Here is a 14,773-nt window from a genome sequence, read left to right on the forward strand (position 1 = left end):
CTGGGGAGGGGGAGAGAGCGAGGGACGCCGCCCGGGTCGGCTTCGACGGAGGGACGAGAGCCCATCCGCTCTTCTGAACGTGTCGCCTCGAGGAAGCGACGGCGCCTAACAGGCTGCGGTGCGGGTGCTTCCGAGAAATGGAGCTTTCCGCAAATTCTTCGGCGTAACTTGGGCGCGGGAAGATACCGGCCGCGCTGGCGGCCGGCATGAGCGCTCAGGCGTTGAGCGACTTTGCAAAGGGCAGGACGCGGATCCGCTTGCCGAGCGCCTTGAAGGCCGCGTTGGCAACCGCAGGCCCGATCGGCGGAACGCCGGGTTCGCCGATCCCCGACGGCGGGTTGGCAGAGGCGAGGATATGGACCTCGACCTTCGGCATCGCGTCGATCCTGAGCGGTGTGTACATATCGTAATTGCCCTGATCGACCTGGCCTTCCGTGAGCGTGATTTCCTCGCCCAGGATGGCGCTCAGCCCGAAGCCGATCCCGCCCTCGACCTGAGCACGGACCTGATCCGGATTGATCGCCAGGCCGCAGTCGACGGCCGCAACGACGCGCTCGACCTTGATGCCCTCGCCTTCGATGGAAACTTCGGCAATCTGAGCCACCACCGAACCGAAGCTCTCGGCGACCGCGACCCCGCGGAAGCGGCCTTCGGGCAGAGGCTTCTGCCATTCGGCTTTTTCCGCCGCCAGCTTGAGAACGGTCGCGTGGCGCGAGCCGGGCTCGAGCATCGACAGGCGGAACTCCAGGGGATCCTGCCCGGCAGCCTCGGCGACCTCGTCCAGGAAGGCTTCGGCTGCGAATGCCGTGTGCGTCGAACCGACGGAGCGCCACCAGAGGACCGGAACGCGAACGTCGGTGGTCGTAAGCCCGACGGTCTGGTTCTGGATGGCATAGGGCAGGTTGTTTGCTCCTTCGACGGATGTCGGGTCGACCCCGTTCTGGACCATCCCGTCCCAGGCTGTTTTCGCCACGATCGACTGACCGACGATGTGATCGCTCCAGGCAACGAGTTTCCCGCTTGCGTCGATGCCGGCCTTCAGGCGATGCACATAGGCCGGCCGATACCGCCCGGCGCGCGTATCGTCTTCCCGGGTCCATTGCACTTTGACCGGTGCACGAAAACCGAGAGCCTTCGCCACATGGACGGCTTCGGCCACGACGTCGCCGTCGAATACCGCACGCCGGCCGAAGCTGCCGCCGGTCTTCATGACGTTGAGCCGGACCTTTTCGACCGGTACGCCGGCAATTTCGCTGGCGAGTTTCTGGTAGACGTCGGGGAGCTGATGCCCGCCCCATACCTCGATCGTGCCGTCTTCGTTCCTGCGTGCGACCGCATTCAGGGGTTCCAGGGCGGCATGCGCGAGATAGGGGAACTCGAACGTCGCTTCGATGACCTTTGCGGCCGACGCGAATGCGGCGTCGGCATCCCCGTCCTTGCGCGCGAATGCGGCCGGTGTCTTGCCGGCGAGGTCGCGATAGGTGGACATGAGCTCGGGCGTGCCCCGTTTTTCGGCGTCCGTTTCGTCCCACTCGACGGTGACCGCTTCCCGGCCCTTGATCGCGGCCCACATATGTTCGCCGACCACCGCCACGCCGCGCGGCGTTTCCACCACGTCGACCACACCCTTGATGGCGCGGGCGGCCGTAGCGTCGAAGGACTTGACCTTGGCGCCGAAGAGGGGCGGGTGGATCATCACCGCCGTCAGCATGCCCGGCAGCTTCACGTCGATCGTGTATTGCTCGGTTCCGTTTGCCTTCCGGGCGCTGTCGAAGCGCTTCAGCTTGGCGTTGCCGATGAGCTTCCAGTCGCCCGGTTCCTTGAGCTTTACGTCGGTCGGCACCGGCATCGTGGCCGCTTTTGCCGCAAATGCGCCGAAACCACCGCTCTTGCCGGAGGGATGGGCAAGGGTGCCGTTCTCGACGGTTATCTCGGCCGCGTCGACGCCCCACTCGGCCGCGGCTGCAGCAACCAGCATCGCCCGGGCGGCGGCACCTGCCTTGCGATAGCGTTCCCAGGAGGTGGACATGGAGGTCGAACCGCCCGTGCCCTGCATGGTCCCGCCAAAGGCGATATTGCCATAGGCCGGTATGTTTCCGGCCGCACCCTTGACATCGATCGTGGACCAGTCGGCGTCGAGTTCTTCCGCCACCAGCGTGGCGACGCCGTTATAGGAACCCTGACCCATCTCGAACTGTGACGAGAGCACGGTGACCTTTCCGTCCGCTCCGATCATCAGGTAGGGAGAAAATGCGTGTGAGCCGCTCTCCGTTTCCGCCTCGCCCGCAAATGCCGGGGAGGCGGCGAGAACCCTGTATCCGACGGCAATGCCGGTCCCGGCTGCGAGCGCGCCGAGCAGGAATTGTCGCCGCGACGTTTCCATCCGGGCGGCAGGACGGGCGATCGATTGCATCAGTTTCGGTATCATGTCAGGCCTCCAGACGCTTCGCGGCTTCGTGAATGCCCGCGCGGATACGATGGTAGGTGGCGCACCGACAGAGATTGCCGGACATGGCGGCGTCGATGTCGGCATCCGTCGGCTTGGGATTGTTGGCCAGAAGGTCCGTAGCGGACATGATCTGGCCGGACTGACAGTAGCCGCATTGCGGAACGTCGAGATCGGCCCAGACCGCCTGCACCGTCTCGGCAACCTTTCCGTTCAGTCCCTCGATCGTCGTCACCTCGGCTCCTTCGATGTCGCCGATGAAGGTTTGACAGGACCGAGTGGGCGAGCCGTCGACATAGACCGTGCAGGCGCCGCATTGCGCCATGCCGCAGCCGAATTTCGTGCCCGTCAACCCGACAAGGTCCCGGATTGCCCACAGAAGCGGCATATCCGCCTCGGCCTCGATCTTGTGTTCGACGCCGTTGATCTTAACAGTCACCATGGTGTTCTCCTCGCGTTTCGGCGCGTGAAGCGGATGCCGCTGCCACATGCCGGACTGCCGCTGGCGCGGATGTGGAAAGGTCTTCCGCCCACATTCCGCTCAAGCTCTTGGAATTACTCACGCTCACGAGTCAGGCAACTTGACCTAAGACCATGAACGAGACCTGGAGCTTAGAAGACCATTCGCCGGGCTGGTAGATTCAATCCTGCCGAATTATTGCCCATTCCTGCCAGGTTGACGAGATCGTGATCATCGCACCGGGTGGGGCAGCAATCATCCCGCGGAGTTCCGCCTGGTCGAATCGCTGGAATTCAGAATCGCCTTGATGTCGCGCAGCGGCGGATGGCCGAATGCCCGGCGATACTCCCGGTTGAACTGGGTCGGGCTCTCGTAGCCGACCTGCAGCGCCGCCGTCGCCGCATCGAGCGACTGGGAGAGCATCAGTTCCCGTGCGTGATGCAGTCGCAGATGCTTCTGGAACTGCAGCGGGCTCATTGCGGTCATGGCTCGGAAGTGGTGGTGCAGCGTGGAGACGCCCATATTGGCGATCTCGGCCAGTTCTTCCACGCGAAGCGGTTTGGTGTAGTTTTCCTTCAGCCATAGGACCGCCTTCGCGACGCGGTTGCTGTTCGTGCCCGCGAGCGCGAAGCGCCGGAGCCGCGCGCCCTGCTCGCCGGTGAGAAGCCGATAGAGGATCTCGTTTTGGATATGGCCGGCCAGGAACGGAATGTCGGCCGGTGAGCCTGCAAGCACAATCAGCCGGAACAGGGCGTCGAAGAGCTCGCGCGTCGCGGTGCCGACAGCCACACCAAGGTCGCGCTCGGGAATGTCGGTCGGGTGTATGTCGTGATCGGCAATGATGCGCCGCACTTTTTCCATGTCCAGACGCAAGGCCGCTGCGACATAGGGCTCCCCTTCGCTTGCCGCGCAGATCTGCGCAGTTACGGGAAGGCCGATGGCGGTGAGGAAGAAGCAGCCTTCATCGTAGACGAGCGTCTCGTTGCCGACGCGGACATTCTTGCTTCCCTTGATGATGAAAGAGAGGCTTGGCTCGTAAACGCTCGAAAAGGGGCCCGCCGGCTCGACGATCCGATAGAGCGAGAGGCCCGGAACGGGATGCGCGAAGGAAAGCCCGTCCCAGGGCAGTTTCGACAGCCTGTCGAGAATCTGCGCGCGAAGGGCTGCGGTCTCTTCGCGCAGGTCCCTTTGCGGGAACATGATCGTGCTCATTCCTGCTCCTGCCTCTGGCCCTGTCTCCGATCATGGGGATCGAAACCCGGTGAGATTATCACATTATTCCGATTTCGACAGAATTGGGCAAGAGTGGCCGATCTCCACTTACTCTGCCGCAAGGGGCGCCGGGTAGCGCTCCTGTTCGTCCGAATCGTCCTGCGCGTCGGCAGGCTCCGGGTCCGTTTTGCGCGATTTCGGCTCCTTGCCGAAGAAGAGCGCATAACCGGCCGGCAGCACCAGGATCGTCAGAACGGTGGCAACCAGTATCCCGCCCATCATCGCATAAGCGAGCGGTCCCCAAAAGACGCCGCGGGAGATCGGGATCAATGCCAGCACCGCGGTGAGCGCCGTCAGCATGATCGGTCGGAAGCGGCGCACCGCCGCGCCGATGATCGCCTCGGAACGTTCCATCCCGGCCGCGATGTCCTGGTCGATCTGGTCCACCAGAATGATCGAGTTGCGGATGATGATGCCGAGCAGCGCGATGACCCCCAGGATGGCGACGAAGCCGAAGGGTGCTCCGCTGATGAGCAGGGCCGCCGCCGCACCGATGATTCCGAGCGGACCGGTTGCGAGCACCAGCATCGCCTTGCCGAAATGCTGAAGTTGAACCATCAGGAGGATGACGATCACCACCAGCATGATCGGCGCCTTGGCGGCGATCGAGGCCTGGCTCTCGGCGCTGTCTTCGGCGCCGCCCTGGATCTCCACCTTGTAGCCGGGCGCCAGACCCTCCCTCAGTCCCTTGAGCTCGTCGAAGAGCTGCATCGCCACGTCGTTCGGCTGCACGCCGTCAGGCAGCGTTCCGCGCACGGTGATCGTGGGCAGCCGGTCGCGCCGCCACTCGATACCCTGTTCCATGACGGGAACGACCTTGGCGATCTGCGAGACCGGGACGAAGCCGCCGAAATCGGTGGGCACATAGACCGACTGGACGGCAGAGAGCAGGTGGCGATTGCCGCCGGGTTCCCGCGCCACGATGGAGACCGTTTCCTCGCCGTCGCGGAAGCTGTCGAGCGGGACGCCGGACATTGCCGCCTGCAACATCTGGCGGATGCGCTGCGAGGTGATGCCGAGGGCGCGGGCGCGGTCCTGGTCGATCACCAGCTTCATCGACGGCACAGGTTCGAGCCAGTCGTCATGAATGGCGCCAAGCAGCGGGTTTTCCTGAAATTTCGCCTTCACCTGGTCGGCGATGCGACGGACTTCCTCGCGGTCGGGGCCCATCACCCGCATCTGCACGGGCCATCCGGTCGGCGGTCCCAGGAACAACCGGTCGACCTTGGTGCGGATGGAGGGGAAATCCTCGGCCAGTATCGTGCGCAGCTTGACGATCAGCCGCTCGCGGGCCACCTCGTCCTTTGCCATGACGAGGAGCTGCGCGAAGTTCGGATTGCGAAGCTGCTGGTCGAGCGGCAGGAAGAAGCGGGGCGCGCCTTCGCCGATATAGGTGGCGATGAAGCGCTTGTCCTCATCGTCCATCATCCGCTCCTCGAGCGCCTTCGCCTGCTTTTCGACCTCCTTGATGCTCGTTCCCTCCGGCAGCCAGAGATCGACCAGAATTTCCGGGCGCGAGGACTGCGGGAAGAAATTCTTCGGAATGAACTGAAATGCCCAAAGGCTCGTCACGAAGATGGCAAGCGTCGTCAGGAGCACGACGACGCGATGGCGCACTGCCCAGCCGACGGTCGCCCTCAGGCGGCGATAGAAGCGCGTATCGAAGACGTCGTGATGGGTGCCGGCGTGGTGGCGCTGCTTCAGGATCATATAGCCGAGCCAGGGCGTGAAATAGACAGCCACGAACCAGGAGACCACCAGGGCGATGCCGACGACGTAGAAGAGCGAGCGGACATATTCGCCGGCGGTCGATTCCGCGAAGCCGACGGGGATAAAGCCGGCGGTGGTGATCAGAGTGCCGGTCAGCATGGGAAAAGCGGTCGAGGAATAGGCGAAGCTTGCCGCGTCGATCTTTTCCAGCCCCTCTTCGAGTTTTCGCTCCATCATTTCGACCACGATCATCGCGTCGTCGACAAGCAGGCCGAGAGCGATGATCAGCGCCCCGAGCGAGATGCGCTGAAGGTCGATGCCCAGCTCGTACATGATCGCAAAGGTGGCCGCGAGTACGAGCGGAATGGCAATCGCGATCACGAGACCGGAGCGCCAGCCGATCGACAGGAAGGAGACGATGAGGACGATGATCAGCGCTTCGATGAGCGCGTGGCTGAACTCGGTTATCGCTTCGGTGACGACTTCCGGCTGATTGGAGACTTGATCGACCGACACGCCGTAGGGCAGGGCGGACTCAAAGCGATGGTAGGTCGCTTCCACTGCCTTGCCTACGTCCGTGACGTTGAAGCCCTTTGCCATGACGACGCCGATCTGGACGCTGTCGTGGCCGTTGAATCGGAATTTCCGTGCATAGGGATCTTCCAGCCCGGAGGTCACGGTCGCGATGTCGCCGAGCCGGATGGTCCGGTTTCCCGCCCTCAGCCGCAGTTCACGGATGTCCTCGACCTTGGTGACGTCTCCTTCGACGGAGATGCGCACCGAGCGCGTACCGGTGTCGACAGAGCCGGCATGATCGACATTGTTCTGACCGGCGATCGCATTGCGCAGGTCGTTGAACGTCAGGCCGCGCTCTGCGAGAACCTTGGAGGAGAGGTCTATATAGATTTTCTCGGGCTGGTCTCCGAGGATCACGACCTTCTCGACGCCTGGTGTCGTCAGCAGCATGTCGCGCCCTTCGATCGCGAAGCGCTTCAGTTCGGGATAGCTGAAGCCGTCGCCGCTGATCGAATGCAGGGTGATAAAGGTGTCGCCGAACTCATCGTTGAAATAGGGGCCGAGCACGCCCTCGGGCAGCTCGTTGCCGATGTCGCCCACCTTCTTGCGCACCTGGTAGAAGGCGTCGGCGACCTCGTCTGCGTCGGTGTCGCCCTCGATCTGGACCGTGATGATGGCGCTGCCGGCGCGCGTATAGGAACGGACGAAATCGAGATGCGGCGTTTCCTGCAGCTTGCGCTCGATCTTGTTGACGACCTGATCTTCCATTTCCTGGATGGAAGCTCCCGGCCATACGGCTTGCACCACCATGACGCGGAACGTGAATTCCGGATCCTCGCGTTGCCCCATGCGCAGGAGCCCAAGCCCGCCGGTGATGATGATCAGCGCCAGTAGGAAGCGCGCGATGCTCGGATGCCCGATCGCCCAGCGCGAAAGATTGAACGGTTTCTTGTCCTCGGTGGAGGCGTGCATGGCCGTCGTCCCGTTCTACTGGTGGAGGTTGAAGCACTTCCAGGAAAAATGGAAACCGGTTTTCCGTGTTAAGTGCATAGTTTCAAAGTGTCAGAGCGCTTCTTTGCTGCGAGCTCTAACGGAGAATTTCGGGCGTTTCGGCCCGGGCGGACTGCTGCTCGGCCGATTGCTGTTCGCCCGCCTGAAGTCTCACCTTCAGATCCTCGGCCATGAACTGTGTGCCTGCGGCAACGACGAGGTCGCCGGCGCCGAGGCCTTCGGCGACCCGCACACCGTTATCGGCGAAATCGGCGAGCTTGATCGGGCGCGCATGGACGGTCGAGAAGTCACGGTCAACGATCCAGACGATATTCTGGCCGTCCTTCTTCGACAGCGCGCTCAGGGGGATGGAAACGAACGGCGCCGAGCTTTCCGCAGCCGCCTCGACCGTCGCCGTCATGCCGAGAAGCACGCGCTTGTCGTTCGGCAGGCTGACGCGTACGGAAAAGGTGCGCGAGCGCGGATCGGCACTGCCGGAGACTTCGCGCACATGTCCGTCGAGCACAAGCATGTCGTTCGACCAGAAGCGCACCCCGACCGGTTTGCCGGGCTTGAATTCGGCAATATCCGTTTCCGGCACTGCGATTTCGACTTCCTTCTCGCCGTCGACCGCGACGGTCACGACGGGCGTTCCGGTGCCGACGACCTGGCCGATATCGGCGTTGACGATCGTGACGATGCCGTTCTGGTCGGCCTTGAGGTCCGTATAGTTTACCTGGTTCTTCGCCTGGCTCAGCGACGAAGCCGCGGCGTCTCGCGTCGAGACCGCCTGATCGTAAAGAAGGGTCGCCTGATCGAGTTGAGCCTGGGAGGAAAACGATTTGCTGAAGAGCTGTTCGGCCCGGAGTTTCGCAAGCGCTGTCGTCCGGACCTGCTTTTCGGTGGCAAGCAGGTCTGCCTCTGCGCTCGTGACCGCAAGCTGATAGTCGGTGGCGTCGATACGGGCGAGAATGTCACCCGGCTTGACCCGGTCGCCGATATTGACGAGCCGTTCGGTGATCTTGCCGCCGACGCGGAAACCGAGATTCATCTCCGTGCGCGCTCTGACCGAGCCGGAATAGTGAAGCTCCCGCGGCTCGCCGGCCGGAGCAATCTCCACGACCTTGACCGGGCGTATGGTCTCCTTCGTCTCGACTTTCTCCTCCGAGCAGCCGGAGAGAACGGCAGCGAGCAGAATCACGGTGAGGAGACGGGCGGCGAACGGTCGGTTGAGGGCGCTTCCTGAAAACATCGCTCTTACTCTCCTTGGCCGCTCTGCGGCGGCGCGGCGTTTTTGTGCATGGCTTCGCCCCGAAACCGCTCACATGTTGGAGCGGCAAGCTTATTTTTTCAGCGCCCGGATCGCGAACTCGATGAGCTCCTCGGGTGTCGCGCGGTTTTCCTTGGCGAGACACTGGGCGACGATCTGCGGATGGCAAAGGGTGACGAGACTGGCGCCGAAGCATCTGGCGGCGATAGCGGGGTCCTGTTCGGCGAACTCTCCGGCTTCGATCCCCTCGCGGATAATAGCTGCGAGGAGCTCGTCCAGACGGCCGATATGTTTCTCGATCACGTGCCAGTCGCGCTCGATCGCCACGACGACCATTTCATGGACTTTCTGTTCGTCGAGCATTGTCTCGACCGTGAGCTTGTGCTGCCCCAGCCCGTAGCGCCTCAGCCGCTCGGAAGCGCTGAGCGGCAGACGCGCGATTTCCAGCGCCTGCTGGTAGCTTGCCCCGAGCATGCGCGAGCAAAGCGCCTGATGGATTTCCGTCTTCGACGCGAAGAAACGGTAGATGTTGGCCGGCGACATATCGAGCTCGCGCGCGATATCGGCGACGTTTGTCTTGGCATAGCCGTAATGGCGGAACAGCCGCTCCGCCGCTTCAAGAATACGCGTCACGTTTTCCTGGCGGGCTGCGTCGGCGGCGTTGTCTGCGAGATCGCTCATCCTGTCTCCTGCTGATGAGTGACGAATTTTGAATTTCGTCATTCCTAATCCGAAAATCGTTACCTGTCAACCACCGACTCCTTTTGCTGGCGCTCAACAGTGATATGCTCATTGACTCATTATACCAGTTCGGCTATTCGGATCGTCGAGATAGCTGAGGAGTTGCGAATGACATCGATTGCCCTGTTCGGCGCCGGCGGGAAGATGGGCTGCCGCCTGGCCAAGAACCTCAAAGGCTCGCGTTTCGACGTGCGCCATGTCGAAGTGAGCGAGGCGGGCAAGGCGCGGCTGGCCGACGAGCTCGGGCTTCAGGCCGTCGCTGCCGATGAGGCGCTGGACGGTGCCGAGGTGGTCATTCTGGCGGTGCCCGATACGGCGATCGGCAAGGTTGCTTCCGCGATTGTGGATAGACTGAAGCCCGGAACGATGGTCATAGTCCTCGATGCGGCCGCACCCTATGCCGGTCATCTGCCGGAGCGCGGCGATCTTACCTATTTCGTTACCCATCCCTGCCACCCGCCGATCTTCAACGACGAGACGGACCCGGCGGCCAAGCGCGACTTCTTCGGCGGAGTCGCGGCCAAGCAGCACATCGTCTCCGCACTGATGCAGGGGCCGGAAGAGGCCTATGCGCTCGGCGAGGAGATCGCAAAGGTCATCTGGGCGCCGGTAATGCGCTCGCACCGGGTGACGGTCGAACAGATTGCGCTGCTGGAGCCGGGCCTCTCCGAAACGGTCTGCGCCTCGCTGCTGGTCGTGATGCGCGAGGCGATGGAGGAGTGCGTCAAGCGTGGCGTCCCGAAAGAGGCCGCGCGCGACTTCCTGCTCGGCCACATGAACGTGCTCGGCGCCGTGATCTTCGAAGAGACGCCCGGCGTCTTCTCCGACGCCTGCAACAAGGCCATCGAATTCGGCAAGCCGATGCTCATGCGCGAGGACTGGAAACGCGTCTTCGAGCCGCAGGAGATCGCCGACAGCATCCGCCGCATTACCTGATCGCGCGAACGGAATACCGGAGCCTGTGAGGACAGCTCCGACGTTTTTTCAACCTGGGAGGAAAAGCAGATGAAACTGACACGCAGAATGACCATCGCCGCTTTCGCGGCGGTATTGGCGGCGAGCTCCGCCATTCCGGCCTATGCGGCCGATCTCATCGCCATCATCACGCCGTCGCACGACAACCCCTTCTTCAAGGCTGAAGCAGTGGGTGCCGAGGCCAAGGCGAAGGAACTCGGCTACGAAACGCTGGTCCTCGTGCATGACGACGATGCGAACAAGCAATCGCAGCTGATCGACACCGCGATCGGCCGCGGCGCCAAGGCGATCATTCTCGACAATGCCGGCTCTGAAGCCTCCATTGCGGCCGTCCAGAAGGCGAAGGATGCGGGCGTGCCGTCCTTCCTGATCGATCGTGAGATCAATGCGACGGGGGTCGCCGTCTCGCAGATCGTCTCCAACAACTATCAGGGCGCGCAACTCGGTGCCGAGGAATTCGTGAAGCTGATGGGCGAGTCCGGCAATTATGTCGAGTTGCTCGGGCGCGAAGCCGATCTCAACGCCGGCATCCGTTCGAAGGGCTACCACGACGTCATCGACGAATATCCGGAGATGAAGATGGTGGCGCAGCAGTCGGCGAACTGGAGCCAGACCGAGGGCTACAGCAAGATGGAGACGATCCTTCAGGCCAATCCCGACATCAAGGGCGTTATCTCCGGCAACGACACGATGGCCATGGGCGCGATCGCCGCGTTGCAGGCGGCCGGCCGCAAGGACGTGATCGTCGTCGGCTTCGACGGCTCGAACGACGTTCGCGACTCGATCAAGTCCGGCGGCATTAAGGCCACCGTCCTGCAGCCGGCCTACGCCCAGGCGCAGATGGCGGTGCAGCAGGCTCACGAATACATCACCACCGGCAAGGCGCCGGCGGAAGAAAAACAGCTCATGGACTGCGTGCTGATTAATAGCGAAAACGCCGACCAGCTCGAGACCTTCGCGCTGGCGGATTGATCCGTTCCAATGAGTTGCAGCGGGAGCGGGCGAAAACCGTCCGCACCCGCTAAGCCTTCGAATCCGCGCACCGTGCTTACCGAAAACCGGCTTCGCTTTTCGGGGCGATGCGCTGGGCACGCGGCCGATACGCTGCGCGCCTGTCCTGTCATGGAGTGAATTTCGATGCCGAAGTTTAAGGTCGCGGCCGCACTTGTGGTTGCGGGCGTGATGGCACTCTCGGGCTGCAAGATCATCAAGACGCCGACTGCCGAAGAGGCCGCCGAGGCTGCCTCCGGCGGCTTCAATCCCAATCGCATGGTCGCCGAGATCTGGGACGCCGAAGTGCTCCCCTATCTCAACAGAAAGGCCGGTCCGTTCGTCGAAGTGACAGCTCTTGCCGAGAGCGATCCGCAGGCGGCGGGTGCCAAATACGGCCACAAGGAAAAGCAGGGAAGTGCCCCCTGGACTTTTGCGGCGCGTCTCTCCGGCACCATCGTCAAGGCCGAAACGAAGTCGCGTTCGGCCTATGTGGAAGTCGATGCGAACGGAGACGGCAAGGCGGACGCGCGCGTGCAGATCGGCCCGGCGATCCGCGGCACGGCGATCCGCGACAGCCTCGACTTCGTCAACTTCAACGAATTCAAGAACCAGATCGAGTGGGCGCAGTTCGGCAAGGCCTTCAACACGCACGTCAACGGACTGGTGCTGGAAAAGCTGTCCCGCGACGAACTTGTCGGCAAGAAACTCGACGCTGTCGGCGCCTATCCGCTGCCCGCCAAGGGCCAATTGCCGCTGTTCGTTCCGGCTCAGCTGACGGTGGGCGGATGATCATGCACCCAGCTGACGACGACAATTGCGTCCTGCGCCTCGAAGACGTGACGAAGGTCTATTCGGGCATCGTTGCGGTGCGCCATGCGAACCTTTCGCTCCGGCGCGGCGCCGTGAACGTGCTCGTCGGCGAAAACGGTGCCGGCAAGTCGACCCTGATGCGGATCATCGCCGGCGTCGAGAAGCCCTCGCTCGGCCGCATCCTGCTCGACGGCCAGGAGGTGGAATTCCATTCGCCAGCCGACGCGCAGCGCCATGGCATCGGCATGGTCTTCCAGGAACTCAACCTGTTCGGCAACCTCTCGGTTGCCGAGAACATCTTCGCGACCCGTGAGCTGACCCGGGGCATTCGCGGCATCGATCATCGCGCGCAGGTCGAGAGGGCAACCGGGTTCCTCGACAGGCTCGATGCCGGGATCGATGCCGAGACGCTCGTCGAAGACCTGCCGATCGGGCAGCAGCAGCTGGTGGAGATCGCCAAGGCGATCTCGCTCGATACCCGCATCCTTATTCTCGACGAGCCGACGTCGGCCCTTTCGGCGGCGGAGGTTGATGTCCTTTTCAAGGTCATCCGCGAGCTGAAGGCGCAAGGGGTGGCGATCGTCTACATTTCTCACCGGCTCGAAGAGCTGATGCGGATCGGCGACTACATCACCGTGCTCAGGGATGGACAGATCACCGGCCACGCCATGGTCAAGGACATCGATACCAGATGGATCGTCCGGTCGATGATCGGCTCGGACGCGAAGGATTTCGCCAAATCGGTCGACCACCGCCTCGGGGAGGAGGCGTTCCGCGCCGAGGAGATCTGCCTGCCGCGCCGGACCGGCGGGCTCGCGGTCGACCATGTCTCGATCTCGGTACGTGCGGGCGAGGTGTTGGGTATCTACGGGCTGATGGGGGCCGGCCGCAGCGAATTTTTCGAATGCGTCATGGGTCAGCACCCGCATTCCTCGGGGCGGATCTTCGTCGGCGGGACGGAGGTCGACGCCAGCGACACGTCGGGCAGGATCAGCGCAGGATTGGCGCTCATTCCGGAAGATCGCCAGCGCGAGGGTCTCGTCCAGGCGCTTTCCATCGCCAGCAATCTGACGCTTGCGAGCCTCGACCGCTTCGTGCGCTTCGGCTTCCATATTGTCGGCGCGCGGGAGCAGGCCTCGATCGCGGCGGCCATCCGCGATCTTTCCATCAAGGCACCCAACCCGGACTTCGAGGTGACCTCGATGTCCGGCGGCAACCAGCAGAAGGTCGTCATCGGCAAGGCCCTGATGACCAAACCGAAGGTGCTGCTGATGGACGAACCCAGCCGCGGCATAGATGTCGGCGCCAAAGCGGACGTCTTCCGCACCATGCGCCGGCTTGCCGGCGAGGGGCTCGCCATCCTCTTTTCCACCTCCGACCTCGAAGAGGTCATGGCGCTCTCCGACCGCATCGCCGTCATGAGCAACGGACGGCTGGTCACGGTCATCGACCGCGCGGACGCGACGGAAGAGATGATCGTGAAGGCTTCGGCCGAGGGTCATAAAACGACAAGGGAACACGCCTGATGACGACGGCAACGGCAACCACCAACGCAACCGACGCGACGAGCGGCTCGGTGCTGCTCACATTGATGAAGCTCAGGACGTTCATCGCCCTCTTTGCGGTTATCGCCTTCTTCTCGATCTTCGCGCCGAACTTTCTTTCGACCGCCAATCTGATCCTGATGTCGAAGCATGTGGCGCTCAACGCCTTCCTGGCCATGGGCATGACCTTCGTCATCATCACCGGCGGCATCGATCTTTCCGTCGGTTCGATCGTCGGGCTCTGCGGCATGGTGGCCGGCGGGCTCATCCTCAACGGCATCGATCTGCAGTTCGGCTACACGGTCTATTTCAACGTCGTCGAGGTCTGCCTCATCACGCTCGCCGTCGGGATCGTCATCGGCGCGGTCAACGGGCTCCTGATCACCAAGCTCAACGTCGCACCCTTCATCGCCACGCTCGGCACGCTTTATGTCGCGCGTGGCTTTGCCCTGCTTTCATCGGGCGGCCAGACATTCCCCAACCTCGTCGGCAAGCCGGAACTCGCGACGACGGGCTTTGCCTTCCTCGGCTCCGGCCGGCTTCTCGGTCTGCCGGTTTCGATCTGGATCCTCATCGTCGTGGCGCTCGCGGCCGCGTACGTGGCCAGGTACACGCCGATCGGCCGGCATATCTTCGCCGTCGGCGGCAACGAGCGTGCCGCCCGCATGTCCGGCATCCGGGTCGACCGGGTGAAGATGTTCGTCTATATGTTCTCCGGCTTCTGCGCGGCGATCGTCGGACTGGTCATATCGTCGGAACTCATGGCCTCACACCCGGCGACGGGCAATTCCTTCGAGCTCAATGCCATTGCCGCAGCGGTTCTCGGAGGCACGTCGATGTCCGGCGGCCGCGGGACGATTGGCGGCACCATCATCGGCGCCTTCGTTATCGGCATTCTTTCCGACGGTCTCGTGATGATGGGCATCTCGTCCTTCTGGCAGATGGTCATCAAGGGGATCGTGATCATCGTCGCCGTCGTGGTGGATCAGGCGCAACGCCGGCTGCAGCAACAGGTCACGCTGATGCAGCTTGCGAAAAAGGGGTGA

Annotated in this window: 11 protein-coding genes; 5 read left to right on the plus strand and 6 right to left on the minus strand. The window is 62.9% G+C overall.

Features of this window, described 5'->3' with window-relative positions; all coding sequences use genetic code 11:
- Positions 1-214 precede the first annotated feature (214 nt).
- The 6 genes from BHD07_RS22660 to BHD07_RS22685 all read right to left on the minus strand — a co-directional run bounded on the left by BHD07_RS22660 (position 215) and on the right by BHD07_RS22685 (position 9,345).
- Positions 215-2,428 (minus strand): xanthine dehydrogenase family protein molybdopterin-binding subunit, encoded by a 2,214-nt coding sequence (locus BHD07_RS22660; RefSeq protein ID WP_338283165.1) that lies wholly within the window; start codon positions 2,426-2,428, stop codon positions 215-217.
- A gap of 1 nt (position 2,429) precedes the next feature.
- Positions 2,430-2,888, minus strand: coding sequence for a (2Fe-2S)-binding protein (locus BHD07_RS22665; RefSeq protein WP_018097905.1), 459 nt, complete (start codon positions 2,886-2,888; stop codon positions 2,430-2,432).
- Positions 2,889-3,161: 273 nt separating this feature from the next.
- Positions 3,162-4,118, minus strand: a complete 957-nt coding sequence (locus BHD07_RS22670; RefSeq protein WP_338283166.1) for an AraC family transcriptional regulator — start codon at positions 4,116-4,118, stop codon at positions 3,162-3,164.
- Between the two features lie 108 nt (positions 4,119-4,226).
- Positions 4,227-7,376: an efflux RND transporter permease subunit gene (locus tag BHD07_RS22675; protein WP_338283167.1), complete on the minus strand. Its 3,150-nt coding sequence runs from the start codon at positions 7,374-7,376 to the stop codon at positions 4,227-4,229.
- Between the two features lie 115 nt (positions 7,377-7,491).
- Complete coding sequence (locus BHD07_RS22680) at positions 7,492-8,646, minus strand: efflux RND transporter periplasmic adaptor subunit (RefSeq protein WP_338283168.1); 1,155 nt, start codon at positions 8,644-8,646, stop codon at positions 7,492-7,494.
- 90 nt (positions 8,647-8,736) lie between these two features.
- A complete protein-coding gene (locus BHD07_RS22685) occupies positions 8,737-9,345 on the minus strand; it encodes a TetR family transcriptional regulator (protein WP_102764061.1) in 609 nt (202 codons plus the stop codon).
- A 168-nt stretch (positions 9,346-9,513) separates the two neighbouring features.
- Between BHD07_RS22685 and BHD07_RS22690 the strand changes: the two genes are divergently transcribed.
- From BHD07_RS22690 to BHD07_RS22710, 5 genes are all read left to right on the plus strand, one after another.
- Positions 9,514-10,341 (plus strand): phosphogluconate dehydrogenase C-terminal domain-containing protein, encoded by an 828-nt coding sequence (locus BHD07_RS22690; RefSeq protein WP_324764204.1) that lies wholly within the window; start codon positions 9,514-9,516, stop codon positions 10,339-10,341.
- Positions 10,342-10,410: 69 nt separating this feature from the next.
- Positions 10,411-11,352 carry a D-ribose ABC transporter substrate-binding protein gene (locus tag BHD07_RS22695; protein ID WP_014527519.1) on the plus strand — a complete coding sequence of 314 codons (942 nt, stop codon included), beginning with the start codon at positions 10,411-10,413 and terminating at the stop codon, positions 11,350-11,352.
- Between the two features lie 165 nt (positions 11,353-11,517).
- Positions 11,518-12,162, plus strand: a complete 645-nt coding sequence (locus BHD07_RS22700; RefSeq protein ID WP_338283170.1) for a DUF2291 family protein — start codon at positions 11,518-11,520, stop codon at positions 12,160-12,162.
- Positions 12,159-13,709, plus strand: a complete 1,551-nt coding sequence (locus BHD07_RS22705; RefSeq protein ID WP_338283171.1) for a sugar ABC transporter ATP-binding protein — start codon at positions 12,159-12,161, stop codon at positions 13,707-13,709. The genes BHD07_RS22700 and BHD07_RS22705 overlap by 4 nt, the downstream gene beginning before the upstream one ends.
- Positions 13,709-14,773 carry an ABC transporter permease gene (locus BHD07_RS22710; RefSeq protein ID WP_338283172.1) on the plus strand — a complete coding sequence of 355 codons (1,065 nt, stop codon included), beginning with the start codon at positions 13,709-13,711 and terminating at the stop codon, positions 14,771-14,773. Before BHD07_RS22705 ends, BHD07_RS22710 begins: the two co-directional genes overlap by 1 nt.

This window comes from Sinorhizobium sp. KGO-5, from assembly GCF_036245905.1.
Taxonomy (GTDB): Bacteria; Pseudomonadota; Alphaproteobacteria; order Rhizobiales; family Rhizobiaceae; genus Sinorhizobium; species Sinorhizobium meliloti_A.

What these genes read in the sequence shown, in the direction of transcription:
- BHD07_RS22685 (WP_102764061.1), bottom strand. Translation starts at nt 9,345, where the DNA reads ATGAGCGATCTCGCAGACAACGCCGCCGACGCAGCCCGCCAGGAAAAC.
- BHD07_RS22705 (WP_338283171.1), top strand. Translation starts at nt 12,159, where the DNA reads ATGATCATGCACCCAGCTGACGACGACAATTGCGTCCTGCGCCTCGAA.
- BHD07_RS22675 (WP_338283167.1), bottom strand. Translation starts at nt 7,376, where the DNA reads ATGCACGCCTCCACCGAGGACAAGAAACCGTTCAATCTTTCGCGCTGG.
- BHD07_RS22700 (WP_338283170.1), top strand. Translation starts at nt 11,518, where the DNA reads ATGCCGAAGTTTAAGGTCGCGGCCGCACTTGTGGTTGCGGGCGTGATG.
- BHD07_RS22690 (WP_324764204.1), top strand. Translation starts at nt 9,514, where the DNA reads ATGACATCGATTGCCCTGTTCGGCGCCGGCGGGAAGATGGGCTGCCGC.
- BHD07_RS22695 (WP_014527519.1), top strand. Translation starts at nt 10,411, where the DNA reads ATGAAACTGACACGCAGAATGACCATCGCCGCTTTCGCGGCGGTATTG.
- BHD07_RS22680 (WP_338283168.1), bottom strand. Translation starts at nt 8,646, where the DNA reads ATGTTTTCAGGAAGCGCCCTCAACCGACCGTTCGCCGCCCGTCTCCTC.
- BHD07_RS22710 (WP_338283172.1), top strand. Translation starts at nt 13,709, where the DNA reads ATGACGACGGCAACGGCAACCACCAACGCAACCGACGCGACGAGCGGC.
- BHD07_RS22670 (WP_338283166.1), bottom strand. Translation starts at nt 4,118, where the DNA reads ATGAGCACGATCATGTTCCCGCAAAGGGACCTGCGCGAAGAGACCGCA.
- BHD07_RS22665 (WP_018097905.1), bottom strand. Translation starts at nt 2,888, where the DNA reads ATGGTGACTGTTAAGATCAACGGCGTCGAACACAAGATCGAGGCCGAG.
- BHD07_RS22660 (WP_338283165.1), bottom strand. Translation starts at nt 2,428, where the DNA reads ATGATACCGAAACTGATGCAATCGATCGCCCGTCCTGCCGCCCGGATG.